At 47.1% G+C, this 14,995-nt stretch carries 17 protein-coding genes; 13 read left to right on the top strand and 4 right to left on the bottom strand.

Translation table 11 applies throughout. From position 1 onward, the window contains the following. Positions 1-2: 2 nt before the first annotated feature. Positions 3-620 carry a trimeric intracellular cation channel family protein gene (locus L8G48_RS07880; RefSeq protein WP_248264054.1) on the bottom strand — a complete coding sequence of 206 codons (618 nt, stop codon included), beginning with the start codon at positions 618-620 and terminating at the stop codon, positions 3-5. 144 nt (positions 621-764) lie between these two features. On the opposite strand from L8G48_RS07880, the gene L8G48_RS07875 reads away from it, so the two are divergent. From L8G48_RS07875 to L8G48_RS07820, 12 genes are all read left to right on the top strand, one after another. Continuing rightward, positions 765-2,279, top strand: a complete 1,515-nt coding sequence (locus L8G48_RS07875; RefSeq protein WP_248264053.1) for a sigma-54-dependent transcriptional regulator — start codon at positions 765-767, stop codon at positions 2,277-2,279. 138 nt (positions 2,280-2,417) lie between these two features. Next, positions 2,418-2,753, top strand: a complete 336-nt coding sequence (gene yajC / locus L8G48_RS07870) for a preprotein translocase subunit YajC (protein ID WP_248264052.1) — start codon at positions 2,418-2,420, stop codon at positions 2,751-2,753. A 28-nt stretch (positions 2,754-2,781) separates the two neighbouring features. Beyond that, positions 2,782-4,626, top strand: coding sequence for a protein translocase subunit SecD (gene secD / locus L8G48_RS07865; protein ID WP_248264051.1), 1,845 nt, complete (start codon positions 2,782-2,784; stop codon positions 4,624-4,626). Between the two features lie 8 nt (positions 4,627-4,634). Next, on the top strand, positions 4,635-5,582 hold the full coding sequence (gene secF / locus L8G48_RS07860) for a protein translocase subunit SecF (RefSeq protein WP_248264050.1): 948 nt from the start codon (positions 4,635-4,637) through the stop codon (positions 5,580-5,582). A gap of 39 nt (positions 5,583-5,621) precedes the next feature. Then, positions 5,622-6,398, top strand: coding sequence for a peroxide stress protein YaaA (yaaA, locus tag L8G48_RS07855; RefSeq protein ID WP_248264049.1), 777 nt, complete (start codon positions 5,622-5,624; stop codon positions 6,396-6,398). Between the two features lie 11 nt (positions 6,399-6,409). Beyond that, complete coding sequence (locus L8G48_RS07850; protein ID WP_248264048.1) at positions 6,410-7,312, top strand: DUF3014 domain-containing protein; 903 nt, start codon at positions 6,410-6,412, stop codon at positions 7,310-7,312. Positions 7,313-7,316: 4 nt separating this feature from the next. Continuing rightward, the gene (locus L8G48_RS07845) at positions 7,317-7,919 is read left to right on the top strand and encodes a 1-acyl-sn-glycerol-3-phosphate acyltransferase (protein ID WP_248264047.1); all 603 of its coding nucleotides are present in this window, start codon (positions 7,317-7,319) and stop codon (positions 7,917-7,919) included. Continuing rightward, positions 7,916-8,563 (top strand): GNAT family N-acetyltransferase, encoded by a 648-nt coding sequence (locus L8G48_RS07840; protein ID WP_248264046.1) that lies wholly within the window; start codon positions 7,916-7,918, stop codon positions 8,561-8,563. Before L8G48_RS07845 ends, L8G48_RS07840 begins: the two co-directional genes overlap by 4 nt. A 55-nt stretch (positions 8,564-8,618) precedes the next feature. After that, on the top strand, positions 8,619-9,083 hold the full coding sequence (gene ribH / locus L8G48_RS07835) for a 6,7-dimethyl-8-ribityllumazine synthase (protein WP_248264045.1): 465 nt from the start codon (positions 8,619-8,621) through the stop codon (positions 9,081-9,083). A 10-nt stretch (positions 9,084-9,093) separates the two neighbouring features. Beyond that, positions 9,094-9,513: a transcription antitermination factor NusB gene (nusB, locus tag L8G48_RS07830; protein WP_248264044.1), complete on the top strand. Its 420-nt coding sequence runs from the start codon at positions 9,094-9,096 to the stop codon at positions 9,511-9,513. Between the two features lie 3 nt (positions 9,514-9,516). Then, the gene (gene thiL / locus L8G48_RS07825; RefSeq protein WP_248264043.1) at positions 9,517-10,521 is read left to right on the top strand and encodes a thiamine-phosphate kinase; all 1,005 of its coding nucleotides are present in this window, start codon (positions 9,517-9,519) and stop codon (positions 10,519-10,521) included. Positions 10,522-10,535: 14 nt separating this feature from the next. Next, positions 10,536-11,018 carry a phosphatidylglycerophosphatase A family protein gene (locus L8G48_RS07820; protein ID WP_248264042.1) on the top strand — a complete coding sequence of 161 codons (483 nt, stop codon included), beginning with the start codon at positions 10,536-10,538 and terminating at the stop codon, positions 11,016-11,018. A 22-nt stretch (positions 11,019-11,040) separates the two neighbouring features. Here L8G48_RS07820 and dxs read toward each other — a convergent pair whose 3' ends face one another. From dxs to L8G48_RS07805, 3 genes are read right to left on the bottom strand one after another with little or no spacing between them, the layout of a single operon-like run. Next, a complete protein-coding gene (gene dxs / locus L8G48_RS07815; protein ID WP_248264041.1) occupies positions 11,041-12,897 on the bottom strand; it encodes a 1-deoxy-D-xylulose-5-phosphate synthase in 1,857 nt (618 codons plus the stop codon). Between the two features lie 4 nt (positions 12,898-12,901). Continuing rightward, positions 12,902-13,789 carry a polyprenyl synthetase family protein gene (locus L8G48_RS07810; protein ID WP_248264040.1) on the bottom strand — a complete coding sequence of 296 codons (888 nt, stop codon included), beginning with the start codon at positions 13,787-13,789 and terminating at the stop codon, positions 12,902-12,904. Beyond that, positions 13,786-14,025: an exodeoxyribonuclease VII small subunit gene (locus tag L8G48_RS07805; RefSeq protein WP_248264039.1), complete on the bottom strand. Its 240-nt coding sequence runs from the start codon at positions 14,023-14,025 to the stop codon at positions 13,786-13,788. The genes L8G48_RS07810 and L8G48_RS07805 overlap by 4 nt, the downstream gene beginning before the upstream one ends. A 202-nt stretch (positions 14,026-14,227) precedes the next feature. Between L8G48_RS07805 and pomA the strand changes: the two genes are divergently transcribed. Further along, the gene (gene pomA, locus L8G48_RS07800; RefSeq protein ID WP_248264038.1) at positions 14,228-14,995 is read left to right on the top strand and encodes a flagellar motor protein PomA; all 768 of its coding nucleotides are present in this window, start codon (positions 14,228-14,230) and stop codon (positions 14,993-14,995) included.

Raw genomic sequence — 14,995 nt, 5'->3', positions numbered from 1 at the left:
GACTAATGGTGGTCCTGGTGATCACGAAAAACCGTTAGCGACCAATTAAACTTTATGGCTCCAAGACGAATAAGAAGCGTTGATGTCATACCAGCCGCCAGTGCTGCCAAAGGTTGATAGGGAACCAGTAGCACATACACCGTCGCCCCGACTATGCAGGTAGTGGCATAGAGTTCACTTTTTAAAACCATGGGAATATCACGTGCCAGTACGTCCCGCAACATGCCGCCGAAACACGCGGATATGGTGCCCATAATAATGGCGATAAAAGGTGGGAAGCCGGCAGATAAGGTTTTTTCCGCACCCATAGTCGCAAAGAATGCCAGCCCAAAGGCATCGGCAACCATCAACGTATTTATAGGAATATAGGCTTTAAACCTCAACCAAATAATGGTCAGTAAGGCGGCAATAATGATGGTATACAGGTAGTTTGGGTCATGAGTCCAGAAAACGGGTAAACCGAGAATGAGATCACGGGTGGTGCCGCCGCCAATAGCGGTTGCTGACGCTAAAACCAATACCCCAAAACCGTCCATTTTCTTACGAAACGCTAATAACGTACCAGCTATCGCAAAAACCGCGACACCAGCATGGTCAGTCCAGTAAAATATCAAATCCATGAGTAATCAAAAAGTAGCGATGGTATAACTTAGTTTGTCATTAACCTTTATTGATTCCCAGCACAAATTGATTGGCTATTTGCCTCTCATAATTTTATGATTGCACCAACTTCAGAGAGTCTGTTGGGCTAAGGAATAGCGACAATGAGTGCAACTCAGTACACAACCAAACACGCCGTTGATGAACTCGTTAATAATGACCAGCGGGTTCCAATGTTAGTTATTGCAACGCATCCTGACCGAACGCGAATTGGTGAACGTGCCGCATTGCTGGATTTATACAATCAGGATAACGATTATTTAAGCCGGGTGAAGCCAGAATTTTCTAAAAATGGGAATGTCGGCAGAGCTTTGCTGGATGAATTTATTAGCCGATCTCCTATTATTTTTCAGCGTGAACCTGCTGGCCGCATTAGGCTCAAAACTCATAGTACAAAAACAACAGTAACCATTGCCGGGCTGGACGTACAGGACGAGTATTTTCTACAAGAAAAAGAATTGGACAATGGCGTGGTTATTGGCTTAAACCATCGTATTGTTCTGCTGTTAAAATTACTACCGCTGCATGATTCGGCGGTTGATGATAACGACATATTGTTCGGTATCAGCTCGGATATTAAGGCTATCAGGCAACGCGTCGGGCAGCTTGCAGAAATGACGTTGCCGGTCATGATAAGAGGGGCTGCAGGCGTCGGCAAAAAGCAGGCGGCCTATGCGATTCATCAAGCCAGTAAAGGTCAGAATAAGCCTTTTATTAGTGTCAATCTGGCGGCAATTCATGACGCCGTTGCTGAGGCAGAATTATTGGGGAGTGACCGTAATGGAAGCCGGCAACTTGGTTATTTTGAACAGGCTAATGGCGGCACAATTGTGCTGGAAGATATAGAGGATGCATCGGTTAACGTGCACCGCTTACTTTATACTATCCTTCAGCGGCAGTCAGTGGTTCCGGTTGGCGCCGACCAGGCTATTCCGATTAATTGCCGTATTATACTGACCAGTCATCAGGATCCTGCCGGTATTGAAGAAAACTCAATTTTGTCGATGTTGATCGAAAAGCTATCCGCTTATCTGCTATTTATACCTCCGCTGTCAGAGCGTCGGGAAGACATCGGTTTGTTATTTGATTATTTTGTGCGGGAACAATGGCAAAAACTTTATAGTGGCCGTGCTCATGATGTTAAAATTCCAGGCGAGTTGATGAGTCAGTTGCTGGCTTTCCATTGGCCGGGTAATGTGCGTCAGTTACGGAATGTCGCGCGGCAGGTGGCTATCGACAGCAGGGAACAAGCGCAGTTGCATCTTGATCCTCAGTTATTGTCTATGCTGAAGCCTGGCACCGAGAATGGACACGGGGAAGAAGAGCCTGGGGTTCAACGCAAGCCGAACAGTGTCAGTCGAGCAGAGTTGTTAGAAACCCTGCGAGATTGCCGATTTGAATTACAAGCGACAGCGAAAAAGCTGGGCATCTCCCGGGCATCGGTTTACCAGCTGATTCAACGTTTTGAAGGTGTCCGCACAGCACAAGACTTATCCGAGGATGAGATTCAACAAAGTTATGAGCTGAACCGCTCAGATACAGAGAAAATGATGTGGGATTTACAAGTCTCGCAGATTGGCTTAAGACGCCGGCTGAAAAGTTTAGGCTATGATATTTGATAATACTGAGAGCGGTTAAACTTTCTGATAGTATAACCGGCTTATAAAAACTGAATTGTATTTTGAAACAACTGTCCCCATATCGTGAGGTAGCTGTTCTGAAATTAATAATAAATTTAAATTAACTGAGGGAATTTTATGGACTTTTTTATTAGCTCTGCCTATGCGCAAGACGCCGGTGGCTCAAGTGGTGGCGGCATGGAATTGATTTTCATGCTGGTGATGTTTGCCTTAATCTTTTATTTCATGATTTACCGTCCACAGGCAAAGCGTGTTAAGAAGCATAAAGAATTGATGGGTTCATTGAGTAAAGGCGATGAAGTGCTTACTCAAGGTGGTTTGGTTGGTAAAATTACGAAAGTAAGCGAAGAGCAGGATTTTCTGGTTATTGCTTTAACCGACGAACTAGAAGTAACCATCCAGAAAGGTTCTGTGACTTCTGTGCTTCCGAAAGGAACAATGAAGTCTCTCTAATCTCTGACATTAGAAACAGGGGCACGACGTGTTAAATAAATACCCGTTGTGGAAAAACCTGCTGGTTATTTTCGTCGTTTTACTGGCAGCGCTTTATGCGCTGCCAAATATTTACGGTGAAGACCCGGCAGTTCAAGTTTCCGCAAACCGAAATGCGACCATCGATACCAGCACCATGGATCGCGTAAAAAGCAGTCTGGAAAACGTTGGCATACAAGCAAAAAGTATTGCATTAGAAGAAGAGCAATTACTGGTTCGCCTTAATTCCGATGATGAACAGTTAAAAGCCCGGGAGTCAATTCTGGGTAGTTTAGGGGACGATTATATCGTTGCGTTAAACCTCGCTCCGGCGACACCGCAATGGCTTAACAGTGTCGGTGCCCAACCAATGAAACTGGGGCTTGATTTACGTGGTGGTGTGCACTTCTTAATGGAAATCGACATGGACGAAGCTATCCGTAAAATTGTCGATGGTATGAAAGACACGATACGTGCTGAGCTGCGGGAAGAGCGCATTCGTTACAGCGCCGTTCGCGTTAATGACACGACCGTAGAAGTTGAACTTCGTAATGAAGAAGCTTATGCGCAAGCCGCTGATTATCTGGATGGTCAGTATCAGGGATATGATCTGGTAGAAGACGAAGAAAATCAGTTACTTCAGTTGCAGATGACTGATCAGAAACTTGCCGAAACACGTGATTACGCCGTATCTCAGAACATTACCATTATGCGAAACCGGGTGAATGAGCTGGGTGTTGCGGAACCTCTTATTCAACGTCAGGGTTCTAATCGCATTGTTGTAGAATTGCCGGGGGTGCAAGATACCGCCCGTGCAAAAGAAATTTTAGGAGCGACAGCCACGCTGGAGTTCCGCATGGTTGATACCGAAAATGACGTTCGCGATGCGCAAAACGGTCGAGTACCCTTTGGCAGTGAGTTAATGCCAATGCGCGACGGTCCGAGTCAGCTGTTAAAAGAAGACGTTATTTTGACCGGCGATCATATTGTTAACGCGGGTGTTGGTTACGATGAATACAACCGGCCTCAGGTGAATATTACTCTGGATGGTGTTGGCGGTAATAAAATGTCCGCGTCAACCAAAGACAATGTCGGTCAACCTATGGCAACAGTCTTTATTGAATATAAAGCCACCGACGAACGTGATGCCGAAGGGAACCTGCAGTTCACTAAAAATGCAGAAGTTATCAATGTGGCGACGATTCAATCGCGGTTAGGCAGCAATTTCCGAATTACCGGTGTTGGTGCTAACGAAGCACAGAATTTAGCGTTGTTATTGCGCGCTGGTGCCCTTATTGCACCCATACAAATTGTTGAAGAGCGCACGGTCGGGCCAAGTTTAGGTCAGCAGAACATCGATTCAGGCACTCAGGCTATTTTCTGGGGCTTTGTTTTAGTACTGGCCTTTATGGTTGTTTACTACAAGAAGTTTGGCGTTGTGGCAAACTGCGCATTGACAGCTAATCTCATTCTTATTATTGGCGTTATGTCGATGATACCGGGAGCAACTCTGACCTTGCCGGGTATGGCGGGTATTGTTCTGACGGTGGGTATGGCGGTAGATGCTAACGTACTGATTTTTGAGCGTATACGCGAAGAAATTAAGGCGAAGCGCAGCCCCCAGCAAGCCATTCATCATGGTTACGACAGTGCTTTATCAACCATTGCCGATGCGAATGTCACGACCTTGATTGCCGCGTTAATATTGTTCGCTATTGGTAACGGACCCATTAAAGGCTTCGCCATTACTCTTGCTATCGGGATTATCACGTCCATGTTTACGGCGATAGTGGGAACCCGTGCCATTGTTAACTCAGTTTGGGGCGGCAAAAAGCTGTCTAAACTGTCTATTTAGGGGGAGCCATGCGAGACATAATAAATACAGACGAACGACTTCCCTTTATGCGTTTTCGTGGGGTTATGGGCATCATCAGTGCGTTACTGGTGGTGGCCTCCATCGTCTCCTTGTCAGTAAATAAGCTGAACTTTGGGCTTGATTTCACCGGCGGAACGTTACTTGAGGTTGGTTTTGAGAAACCTGCTGACTTAAGCCGTGTTCGCGGCGCTCTGGATAAGAAAGGTTTCGGCGATGCGGTTGTGCAGAATTACGGGACACAGGAAGATATTCTGATTCGACTGGAACCGCGTCAAGGGGTTAAAGCCGAGCAGCTGGGAACGAATATTCTGGAATCTTTGCGCACCGAGTTTGCACAAACCGTTGAAATGCGCCGTATCGAATTCGTGGGTCCGAATGTAGGTGACGAGTTCATCGAGCAAGGTGGGTTAGCTATGCTAACCGCGTTAATTTGTATTTTGCTCTACATTGCGATGCGTTTTGAGTGGCGCCTGGCGGTTGGTGCTGTTGCAGCACTGGGGCACGATGTTATTTTAACTTTAGGTTTGTTCTCAATACTCGGGCTTGAGTTTGACCTGACTGTACTGGCAGCGTTGCTCGCCGTTATAGGTTACTCGATTAACGATACGGTGGTGGTGTGTGACCGAATTCGGGAAACCTTCCGTAAATTTGCAAAGTTAACGCCTGTTCAGACCGCTAACCGGGCATTAACCGATACGTTGCGCCGCACATTAGTCACCTCGTTAACCAGCATACTGGTGCTATTAACCTTGTTCTTTCTGGGCGGACCGTTAATTCATGGTTTTGCAACGGCGCTATTGTTTGGTGTGGTTATTGGTACTTACTCGTCAATTTATATCGCCAGTTCCGTTGCTCTGGCATTTGGTGTTAGCCGTGAAGATTTAATGCCGCCAGAAGTTGAAAAAGAAGGCGCGGATCAAGATCCTCTGCCTTAATATGGGTATCAAGTATTACTGTAATGGAGCGTATTAGACATGTTGGCCGTTGTTTCACCCGCTAAAAATTTGGATTATGAAAGTGACTTACCAAACCTGAATGTTAGCCAGCCGCGCTTGCTGGATAACGCTGAGCAACTGGTTAAAGTGTGTCGCGAGCTCAGTCCACAGCAACTGGGGTCGTTAATGAAAATTAGCGACAAACTGGCAGGATTGAACGCTGCTCGGTTTGAACAATGGCAACGGCCGTTTACTGAAAAAAATGCACGAGCGGCTGTGTTTGCATTTAATGGTGATGTCTATACTGGCCTTGATGCCGCAAGCCTGAGCCCTGATGCCATTGATACAGCGCAAAAGCAGCTGCGTATTCTGTCCGGCCTTTATGGTGTTTTAAGACCACTGGATCTTATGCAACCGTATCGACTGGAAATGGGATCCCGGCTGCAGAACCCAAAGGGTAAAAACTTATATGAATACTGGGGGAATACCATTACCCAAGTGCTAAACGACGATTTAGCGGATTTGGGAAGCTCAATACTAGTGAATTTAGCCTCTAATGAGTATTTTTCAGCGGTTAAGCCTAAAGCACTTAATGCTGATATTGTCACTCCGGTATTTAAAGATGAAAAAAATGGTCAATACAAAGTCATCAGTTTTTACGCCAAGAAAGCCCGGGGGTTGATGGCGCGATTTATCCTGAACCAAAAGCCAAAATCCGTGTCTGATCTGAAAGAGTTTGATGCAAGTGGCTATTGTTATAATGAAGCCATGTCGAGTGACAAAGAGCTAGTTTTTTGTCGTACTGAACAAAAATAAAGGAGCGCACAATGAGTGACGAGCAGGTTGAAACATCACCGGCAACTCAAGAGGCCAGTCGAAAAACGACTTGGGTTGTTGTTATACTGATTGTGCTGGCAGTTATCGCCGCTATTGTATGGTGGTGGTTACCGGCTTCAGACGACAAAAAGCAGCCGACTGAGACCGTAGAAGTTGAGCAGCAACAATCTACGGAAGTTCAGGTTGAAGGCTATGAAGACGAAGCAGTAGAGCCCGAACCTGAGGTTGAACCAGAGCCGGCTTCGGAAGAATTTGAACCAAGGCCGGAGGCGACTGCTCCTGAATCAGAACCTGAACCTGAACCTGAGTCTGAGCCAATTGCCTTACCGGAGCTGGACAACAGCACGCCAACCGTATTGCAGAGTTTGGATTCCATAGAGGTTAATATCCGCCCATTGAAAAGCTCGCAGCTGATTCGGGACGCGGTGGTTTTAATGGATAACATCAGTAACGGCAGTATTGTACGTGAACGCACGATTGTTCAACGCCCCGATGGTCGTTTTAGTGTGTTAGAAGTAGACGGTGAGCTTTATATCGATGAAAGCAGCTACCGCCGCTACGATACGTTGGTGGATTGGTTCATCAGTTTGGAACCGGAAGCACTAGCCGAAAACTATGAGCAGTTTAAGCCTCTCGTGCAGGAAGCTTATGCGGAAATTGGATACCCAGAGTCTGATTTTGATAATACTTTGTTAAAAGCTATCGACGTTGTGCTTGAAACACCGGTACCCGATGGTCTGGTTCAGGTAGATGACGACAGCGTCATGTACACTTATACCGATAACTCGTACGAGTCTTTACCGGCAGCGCAAAAGCAGTTGCTGCGTATGGGACCGGAAAATATTGAGCGCGTAAAAGAAAAGTTACGTGAAATAAAACGAGCGTTACAATAACTCTATGACTGAGAAACAAGTAATTCCGGAATTTGTAAAAGGCGAGTTCCCGGTTAGTAATAACCGTTTTTTGCGTTGGGTTGGCCGGCTTGGTTTGCGGGTTCTGGGCGGCTGGAAAGTTAACGGTGAAATGCCGAATGTAAAAAAAGCGATTCTTCCTGTCGCTCCGCATACTTCTAACTGGGATTTCCCAGTCGGCGCCTGCGTTATGTTAGCCATGGGGTTGAAGCTTAATTATCTGGCCAAGAGCAGCTTGTTTCGCTTTCCGCTAAAAGGGTTGCTGACAAACCTCGGTGGAATTCCTATAGACAGAAGCAGCGCCAATGGTTTGGTTGGCAATATGGTGCGGGAGTTCAGAGAAAAAGACGAACTCATTCTGGTGATAACTCCGGAAGGCACCCGTAAGCGCGTGCAGGAGTGGAAAAAAGGCTTCTTACATATGGCGCAACAAGCAAAAGTACCCGTTGTCCCAATCGTTTTTGACTACGCACGTAAAGCTGTTGATATTGGTCCTGCACTAATGATCGGCGATGAACTTGAAAAAGAATTGGCGAGAGTTAAATCTTACTTTGAGCACGCTCAGGGCAAGAGGGGAGAAGTCTCTTGACAGCCCTTCTTCGATGTTGCCTGCTGTTGCTTGTTTTGTCGCTTTCATACTCATCGGTCGCCGCCGATTTTTGGCAGCAGGAGTGGGTAGTACCTGAATACGCTGAAGGTAATAACTTAATTATTCGTCCTATTGAGTCTTCCGATACTGCTCGTTTTTTTCACAGTTATATGACCTCGCAAAAATGGCTTTATAATCGCCTCGGCTGGGCCTGGCCTTCAGAGAAAAGTAGCCAGGAACAGAATGAAACCATGGTCAATTACCATTTGCAGCAAGCGAGAGAAAAAACGGCTTTTACGTATTTGGTCATCGACAAAAAAGATAAGTCCATTATCGGTGCGGTTTATATGGTTCCGGTAGCTGCCAGCCGCGAAGAAAGAAATGGTATCCCACAAAGCTCATACAACGCAGAAGTCAGTTGGTGGTTACTGGAATCTGCGGTTAACGATAACTTGCATAACGATTTTTTTGCTTTACTGACGAACTGGTTAGAGGCAAGCTGGCCCTGGCGCCAAGTGTTATTCCCCGCATCAGAAAATAACGAAACAGCCTTACAGTTGCTGGAAAGTAGCAGCGCGCGGTCGCTGGGTCGTGACTTAGATGCTAAAGAAAAGTATTTCTCCTACGCAATTTCACGCAAATAGTCCCACATTGTGCTATCATCGCGCGCAATTAACGAACGGTTAATAAGGAAATCTCATGCAGGTAATTGAAGGCGGAATTAACGCAGCTGGTAAGAAATTTGCCATTATTGTCTCTCGTTTTAACCATTTTATGGTAGAGAGTTTGCTCGACGGTGCTGTGCAAACGCTTAAACATTACGGTGAAGTAGCCGATGAGGACATCACTGTTGTGCGGGTTCCCGGTGCTTATGAAATGCCGGTCACGGCTAAGCGTCTGGCAAGCTCTGGTAAATACGACGCAATTATTGCGGTCGGTGCTGTTATTCGTGGTGGAACACCACACTTCGAGTTTGTTGCCGGCGAATGTAACAGTGGTTTGGCACGGGTAGCTACAGAATTTGATTTACCTGTGGCATTTGGTGTTATTACTACCGATACGATAGAACAAGCGATTGAGCGTAGTGGCTCTAAAGCGGGCAATAAAGGCTCGGAAGCAGCACTAAGCGCGCTTGAAATGGTTAATGTACTGAAACAACTCTGAGATGCAGCAAATGAAACCCGCAGCAAGAAGAAAGGCCCGCAAACTGGCCGTGCAAGCAATTTATTCATGGCAGTTATCGCAAAACAACTTTGGCGATATTGAGGCTCAATTTTTAACCGATAACGATACCAGCAAAGTGGATGTTGACTACTTTTTAGAGTTGGTTCGTGGTGTTGGCGGGCATTACCGGACACTGGACGAGGCTCTAGAACCGTTTTTGGACCGACCTGTTAAAGAACTCGACCCCATTGAGCTGGCTGTTCTGAGACTGGCTGCGTACGAGTTACGTGAGCGAGTTGATGTTCCTTATAAAGTGGCTATCAATGAAGCTATAGAGTTGGCCAAATCTTTCGGTGCAGATGACAGTCACCGCTTTGTTAATGGCGTACTTGATAAAGCGGTTGATACGCTTCGTCCAACCAGGCAGTAACTCATGCCCCGCGATGAATTTTCGCTAATCAATGAATACTTCACTCATCGTTCCGCAAAGCGGGGCGATGTTGTTATGGGTATTGGAGACGACGGAGCGGTTGTGCAACCAATGCCTGAGCATGACTTGGTTATTGTTACTGATACTCTGATTGAAGATGTGCATTTTGATAAAACAACACCACCTCGTTCAGTCGGCCATAAAAGCGTAGCCGTTAACTTAAGTGACTTGGCAGCAATGGGGGCTCAACCTTGCTGGGTGAGTCTGGCATTGACCCTGCCAAAAATGGATGAAGACTGGCTGCAGGAGTTTAGTGGTGGACTGGATGAAATCTGTAGTTACTACGATTGCCAGCTTATCGGTGGCGATACCACCAAAGGCCCGCTGACAATTACTGTTACCGCTCATGGTCAACTGCCCGGCGGCACTGCGATACCCCGTTCAGGAGCAAAAGCCGGAGACTGGATTTATGTCAGTGGATCCTTAGGTGATGCCGGCCTTGGTTTACAAGTTACTCAGAACAAAGTCAGTGCCACCGGCCGTCATTTGCAACAAGTTATTGAACGTTTGCATTACCCTTCGCCCAGAGTCGCTCTAGGGCAAAGTTTACGTGGGGTTGCCAGTTCCTGTATCGATGTATCGGACGGCTTGTTAGCGGATTTAGGGCATTTAATGAAAGCTGCCAATGCGGTTGCCCAATTAGAATTAGAAAAACTGCCATTATCACTGGCTTTAACTGAAACGTTAAACGTTGACGATGCTCTGGCTCTGGCTTTGACCGCCGGCGATGATTACGAGCTTTGCTTTACCTTGCCGGAAGAGCACCGGGGGCGACTGGAAACGTTAACGGCGCACCATAAAACTCGCCCGGTTTGTATAGGTCGCGTTACCAATGGCGGTCACAGCGGAATTCAACTTCGTTACCATGGCGATGAATGGTCTCTTGCGGATGGTTATAAAAGTTTTAATCACTTTTCGCAAAATGACATGAACCAGGAAGAAAACTAAGGAGCTCCCCGATTATGCCTAAATCCAAGTTGCCCTGGTTTAATCCTGTTCACTGGTTAGCTCTGGGCTTTGGTTCTGGTTTAGCGCCGAAAGCTCCCGGCACCTTTGGAACACTGGTCGGCATTCCCCTTGTTTTTTTATTAGCATTGCTTAATTGGTGGGAGTACCTGCTGGCGCTGGTTGTGATGACTGTCGCCGGTATCTGGATCTGCCAATACACCGCCAAAGCTATGGGCGAGCACGATCACCCCTCTATTGTCTGGGACGAAATAGTCGGTTATGCCATCGCCATGTTTGCACTGCCTGTGGAACCTCTTTGGCTGCTGGCGGCGTTCATCTTATTCCGCATTTTTGACATCTGGAAACCCGGGCCAATTGGCTGGGCAGACAAAAAGCTGCAGGGCGGCAGTGGCATTATGATGGATGATGTATTAGCCGGGATTTTCTCGGCGGTACTGCTGCATTTAGGCTGGTGGTTATCAGGTTTGTTGGGTTAAAACAAACCTGACCGCAGGCGCTCTAGCCTTTCTTTATAAAATCATTTACCTGACGTTCAATGCCTGCGGCATCAAGTCCCAGCTCGGCTCGAATTTCTCCTTGCGACCCGTGCTTAACAAACTCATCCGGTAATCCGAGGGTGAATACCCGAGAGTTATTGGTCTGCTTAACAAGGTATTCACTGACAGCACTGCCCGCGCCGCCCGCTGTAACGTTTTCCTCAACAGTTACCAACACTGAATGGGTATTGGCCAACTCGTCTATACAGTCGGTGTCCAAAGGTTTTACAAAACGCATATCGACGACAGTGGCGTCAAATGCCGAGGCTGCTTTTTCGACGTCGGGTAACAAAGCACCAAAGTTGAGGAACGCGATATCCTTGCCCTGACGGATGGTTCTTGCTTTGCCGATGTCGATTGCTTTGCCTTTATTCAGCTCCATACCAATGCCCGCTCCGCGAGGGTAACGAACCGCGGCAGGACCTTTGTGCTGGTAGCCGGTGGTCAGCATATCCAGACACTCTTGTTCGTTGCTTGGAGCCATAACCAGCATATTGGGTATACACCGCAGATAGCTTAAGTCAAAGGCGCCCTGATGGGTCGGTCCGTCTGCGCCGACAATACCGGCGCGATCAATAGCAAACAGCACGTCAAGGTTTTGCAAGGCGACATCATGAATGAGTTGATCGTAACCACGCTGTAAAAAGGTGGAATAAATGGCAACTATGGGTTTCATCCCTGCAATCGCCAGGCCTGCCGCATAAGTCACGCTATGCTGCTCGGCAATAGCAACATCAAAATATTGCTGTGGGAAGCGTTGTGAGAATTCAACCATACCAGAGCCTTCACGCATTGCTGGTGTAACCGCCATTAGCAATACATCGTCAATGGCTGTATCGCATAGCCACTGGCCGAAAATTTCAGAGTAGCTGGGAATGCCGGGGGCCTTTTTCGGCAAACAGCATTCCGCCGGGTCAAATTTAGGCACCCCGTGATAACCAATGGGATCTTTCTCGGCGGGTTTATAACCTTTGCCTTTTTGCGTGACAATGTGCAGTAACTGCGGTCCGCTCAAGTCGCGCATATTCGATAAGGTTTTAACCAGAGTTTCGACATCGTGACCGTCGATAGGACCAATATAATTGAACCCCAGTTCTTCAAAAATAGTACCCGGAGCCATCATGCCTTTCATGTGTTCTTCAGCACGGCTGGCAAAATGGCGAATAGGCGGAAGCGGGCCAAGTAGCTTTTTACTGCCTTCGCGCAATGAGGTATAAAAACGCCCTGATAAAAGACGGGCAAAGTGATGATTCAGCGCACCAACATTCTCTGAAATAGACATATCGTTGTCGTTCAACACAACCAGCATATCCGGTTTTATGTCACCGGCATGGTTCATAGCTTCAAAGGCCATGCCGGCGGTCATGGCTCCGTCGCCGATAATGGACACGACTTTTTGCCCCAGATTTCGCCGCTCAGCGGCTACAGCCAGGCCTAAAGCGGCGGATATAGAAGTGCTTGAGTGTCCCACTGAAAGGACATCGTATTCGCTTTCTTGCGGCCACGGAAAAGGGTGCAATCCATCTTTTTGACGAATGGTGTGCAGTTGCTGCTTACGGCCGGTCAGTATTTTATGCGGGTAAGCCTGATGACCAACATCCCACACAAGTTTATCTTCAGGGGTGTGGTAGATATAGTGCAGAGCGACAGTTAACTCCACGGTGCCTAAACCAGACGCAAGGTGTCCGCTACTTTGACTGACCGAAGTGAGTAAGAATTGGCGAATTTCGGCACACAAGTCCGGTAACTGCGTGCGTGATAAACGACGCAAGTCAGGGGGGAAGTTAATTTTATCGAGTAACGGGTATTGTTGAGTCATTCAGTTAGTGATCCCGTTTTAACAGTAAGTCGGAAAATTGTTTGAGTATGTCGGTATTGTAAGGGATATCGTTTAATGACTGTAGTGCTTTATCGTGTAAGTTTTGTAAGCGCTGTTGAGCCCCTTCAATACCTAACAAACGCACGTAAGTGGATTTTTCAGATGCGGTATCCGAGCCCTGCGGTTTGCCCAGCGCTTCGGTGTTACCGGTAACATCGAGAATATCATCCTGAACTTGAAATGCCAGCCCCAGATATTGCGAAAATTGCTCGAATTTCTGCAGCCATTGCTGCGCGTCGCTGTTGCCACATAAGACCCCCAAACTGGCCGCTGCAGTTATCAGCGCACCGGTTTTACTTAAGTGCATTTGTTGCAGGGCACTCTCTGTTACAACTTTGCCGGTTGCCTGTAAGTCGATTGCCTGACCGGCGCACATGCCGCGAGCGCCACTTGCTTTGGCTAATACACTGACTAATTGTAATTGACGCTCAGCGGGTAGCTGCTGCATGCCGGTTTCGGTCAGTATTTCAAAGGCCAGGGTCTGCAGCGCATCACCCGCGAGAATTGCTGTGGCTTCGTCGTAGGCAATGTGGCAAGTGGGTTGACCGCGACGCAAGTCGTCATTGTCCATAGCCGGTAAGTCATCATGAATTAATGAGTAAGCGTGTATTAACTCAATAGCCGCTGCCGCACGTATGGCGTCAACCTCGCTGGCACCGCAAATATCCGCAATGGTCATGACCAGGTAGGGACGAATGCGCTTGCCTCCCAGCAACACACCGTGCTGCATTGCCTGGCGCAGAGGCTCATTTAAGGTTAGCGATTCGAGCTTTTGTTGTAAAAAACTGTCGACTTGTTTCCGTGTTGCTGCTGTTAACGAATGAATCGTCACATCAGTTCTCCATCGCTTTCATCATTGCCAGATTGTTGTTGCTCTGCCAACAAGGTGGTGACTTTTTGTTCAGCCTGTTGCAGTTGCTGCTGGCTGGAGCGGGACAGCTGAACGGCTTGCTCGAACTTTTTCAATGATTGTTCTAATGGCAAATCGCCTTGTTCCAGTTCATTAACCAGTTGCTCTAACTGTTCCAGAGCCTGTTCAAAGGATTGTTGCTTCTGTTCTTCTGCCATAGCTGAGTCTGCCTTAAAATCTGTTATGAGCCGCGTTGCTACTAGAATGAAAGTTAATTATCCGATAAAGAATCCCGAATGTCAGCCGATGATCTCATTATTCCTGTGTAAGATGATCAGATGTCGCTTGTCAGAACGCTGCGATTGTTTAAGAATAAGCACAGTAGCATAAGCGAAAACGTAAATCGGGGAGGAAAGCTGAGTGGATATAGCAACGCTCGTAGGAATTATCGGCGCCATCGGCTTTGTCATTATGGCAATGATTCTCGGCGGTGACGTTACGCTCTATTTAGATACTCGTTCAATATTCATTGTATTTGGGGGATCATTATTTGTCACCTTGTCTAACTTTACATTAAGTCAGTTTTTAGGGACCGGTAAGGTGGTGATAAAAGCGTTCTCTTTTAAGATTGAGCACCCACAGGAACTTATTGATAACGCGGTTGAAATGGCTGACTCTGCACGTAAAGGTGGTTTTTTAGCACTTGAAGAAGCCGAAATCTCTAATAAGTTTTTTCGTAAAGGCGTGGACATGTTAGTTGACGGCCACGATGCCGAAGTTGTCCGCCAGACGTTGTCTAAAGATATAAAAATGAGCTTTTCGCGTCACGAAGAAGGTGCCCGGGTATTTAAAATACTGAGTGACGTTTCCCCTGCTATGGGTATGATTGGTACTTTAATAGGCTTAGTTGCGATGTTAGCTAACATGGATGATCCTAAGGCTATTGGTCCGGCGATGGCTGTTGCTTTGTTAACAACGCTCTATGGTGCTTTTCTGGCCAACGTTATTGCGATTCCTCTTGCCAACAAACTGTTATTAAGGGCAGAACAGGAAAAGCTGAACCAACAACTCATACTGGACGCTATTTTAGGGATTCAGGATGGTCAAAACCCCCGTGTAATAGAGGGAATTTTGCGTAATTATCTGGCCGAGTCAAAACGAATCGGTAATGAGGATGAGGACGCGTAG

Origin of the sequence: Idiomarina aminovorans (assembly GCF_023155095.1) — a bacterium.
GTDB classification, from domain to species: Bacteria; Pseudomonadota; Gammaproteobacteria; order Enterobacterales; family Alteromonadaceae; genus Idiomarina; species Idiomarina aminovorans.
The sequence above is the reverse complement of the archived record's forward strand: the minus strand, read 5'-3'. Positions and strand labels throughout refer to the sequence as shown.

Coding starts and splice junctions, on each gene's coding strand:
- yajC (WP_248264052.1), top strand. CDS start 2,418: ATGGACTTTTTTATTAGCTCTGCCTATGCGCAAGACGCCGGTGGCTCA.
- L8G48_RS07875 (WP_248264053.1), top strand. CDS start 765: ATGAGTGCAACTCAGTACACAACCAAACACGCCGTTGATGAACTCGTT.
- L8G48_RS07850 (WP_248264048.1), top strand. CDS start 6,410: ATGAGTGACGAGCAGGTTGAAACATCACCGGCAACTCAAGAGGCCAGT.
- nusB (WP_248264044.1), top strand. CDS start 9,094: ATGAAACCCGCAGCAAGAAGAAAGGCCCGCAAACTGGCCGTGCAAGCA.
- dxs (WP_248264041.1), bottom strand. CDS start 12,897: ATGACTCAACAATACCCGTTACTCGATAAAATTAACTTCCCCCCTGAC.
- yaaA (WP_248264049.1), top strand. CDS start 5,622: ATGTTGGCCGTTGTTTCACCCGCTAAAAATTTGGATTATGAAAGTGAC.
- L8G48_RS07820 (WP_248264042.1), top strand. CDS start 10,536: ATGCCTAAATCCAAGTTGCCCTGGTTTAATCCTGTTCACTGGTTAGCT.
- thiL (WP_248264043.1), top strand. CDS start 9,517: ATGCCCCGCGATGAATTTTCGCTAATCAATGAATACTTCACTCATCGT.
- L8G48_RS07845 (WP_248264047.1), top strand. CDS start 7,317: ATGACTGAGAAACAAGTAATTCCGGAATTTGTAAAAGGCGAGTTCCCG.
- secF (WP_248264050.1), top strand. CDS start 4,635: ATGCGAGACATAATAAATACAGACGAACGACTTCCCTTTATGCGTTTT.
- L8G48_RS07880 (WP_248264054.1), bottom strand. CDS start 620: ATGGATTTGATATTTTACTGGACTGACCATGCTGGTGTCGCGGTTTTT.
- ribH (WP_248264045.1), top strand. CDS start 8,619: ATGCAGGTAATTGAAGGCGGAATTAACGCAGCTGGTAAGAAATTTGCC.
- L8G48_RS07805 (WP_248264039.1), bottom strand. CDS start 14,025: ATGGCAGAAGAACAGAAGCAACAATCCTTTGAACAGGCTCTGGAACAG.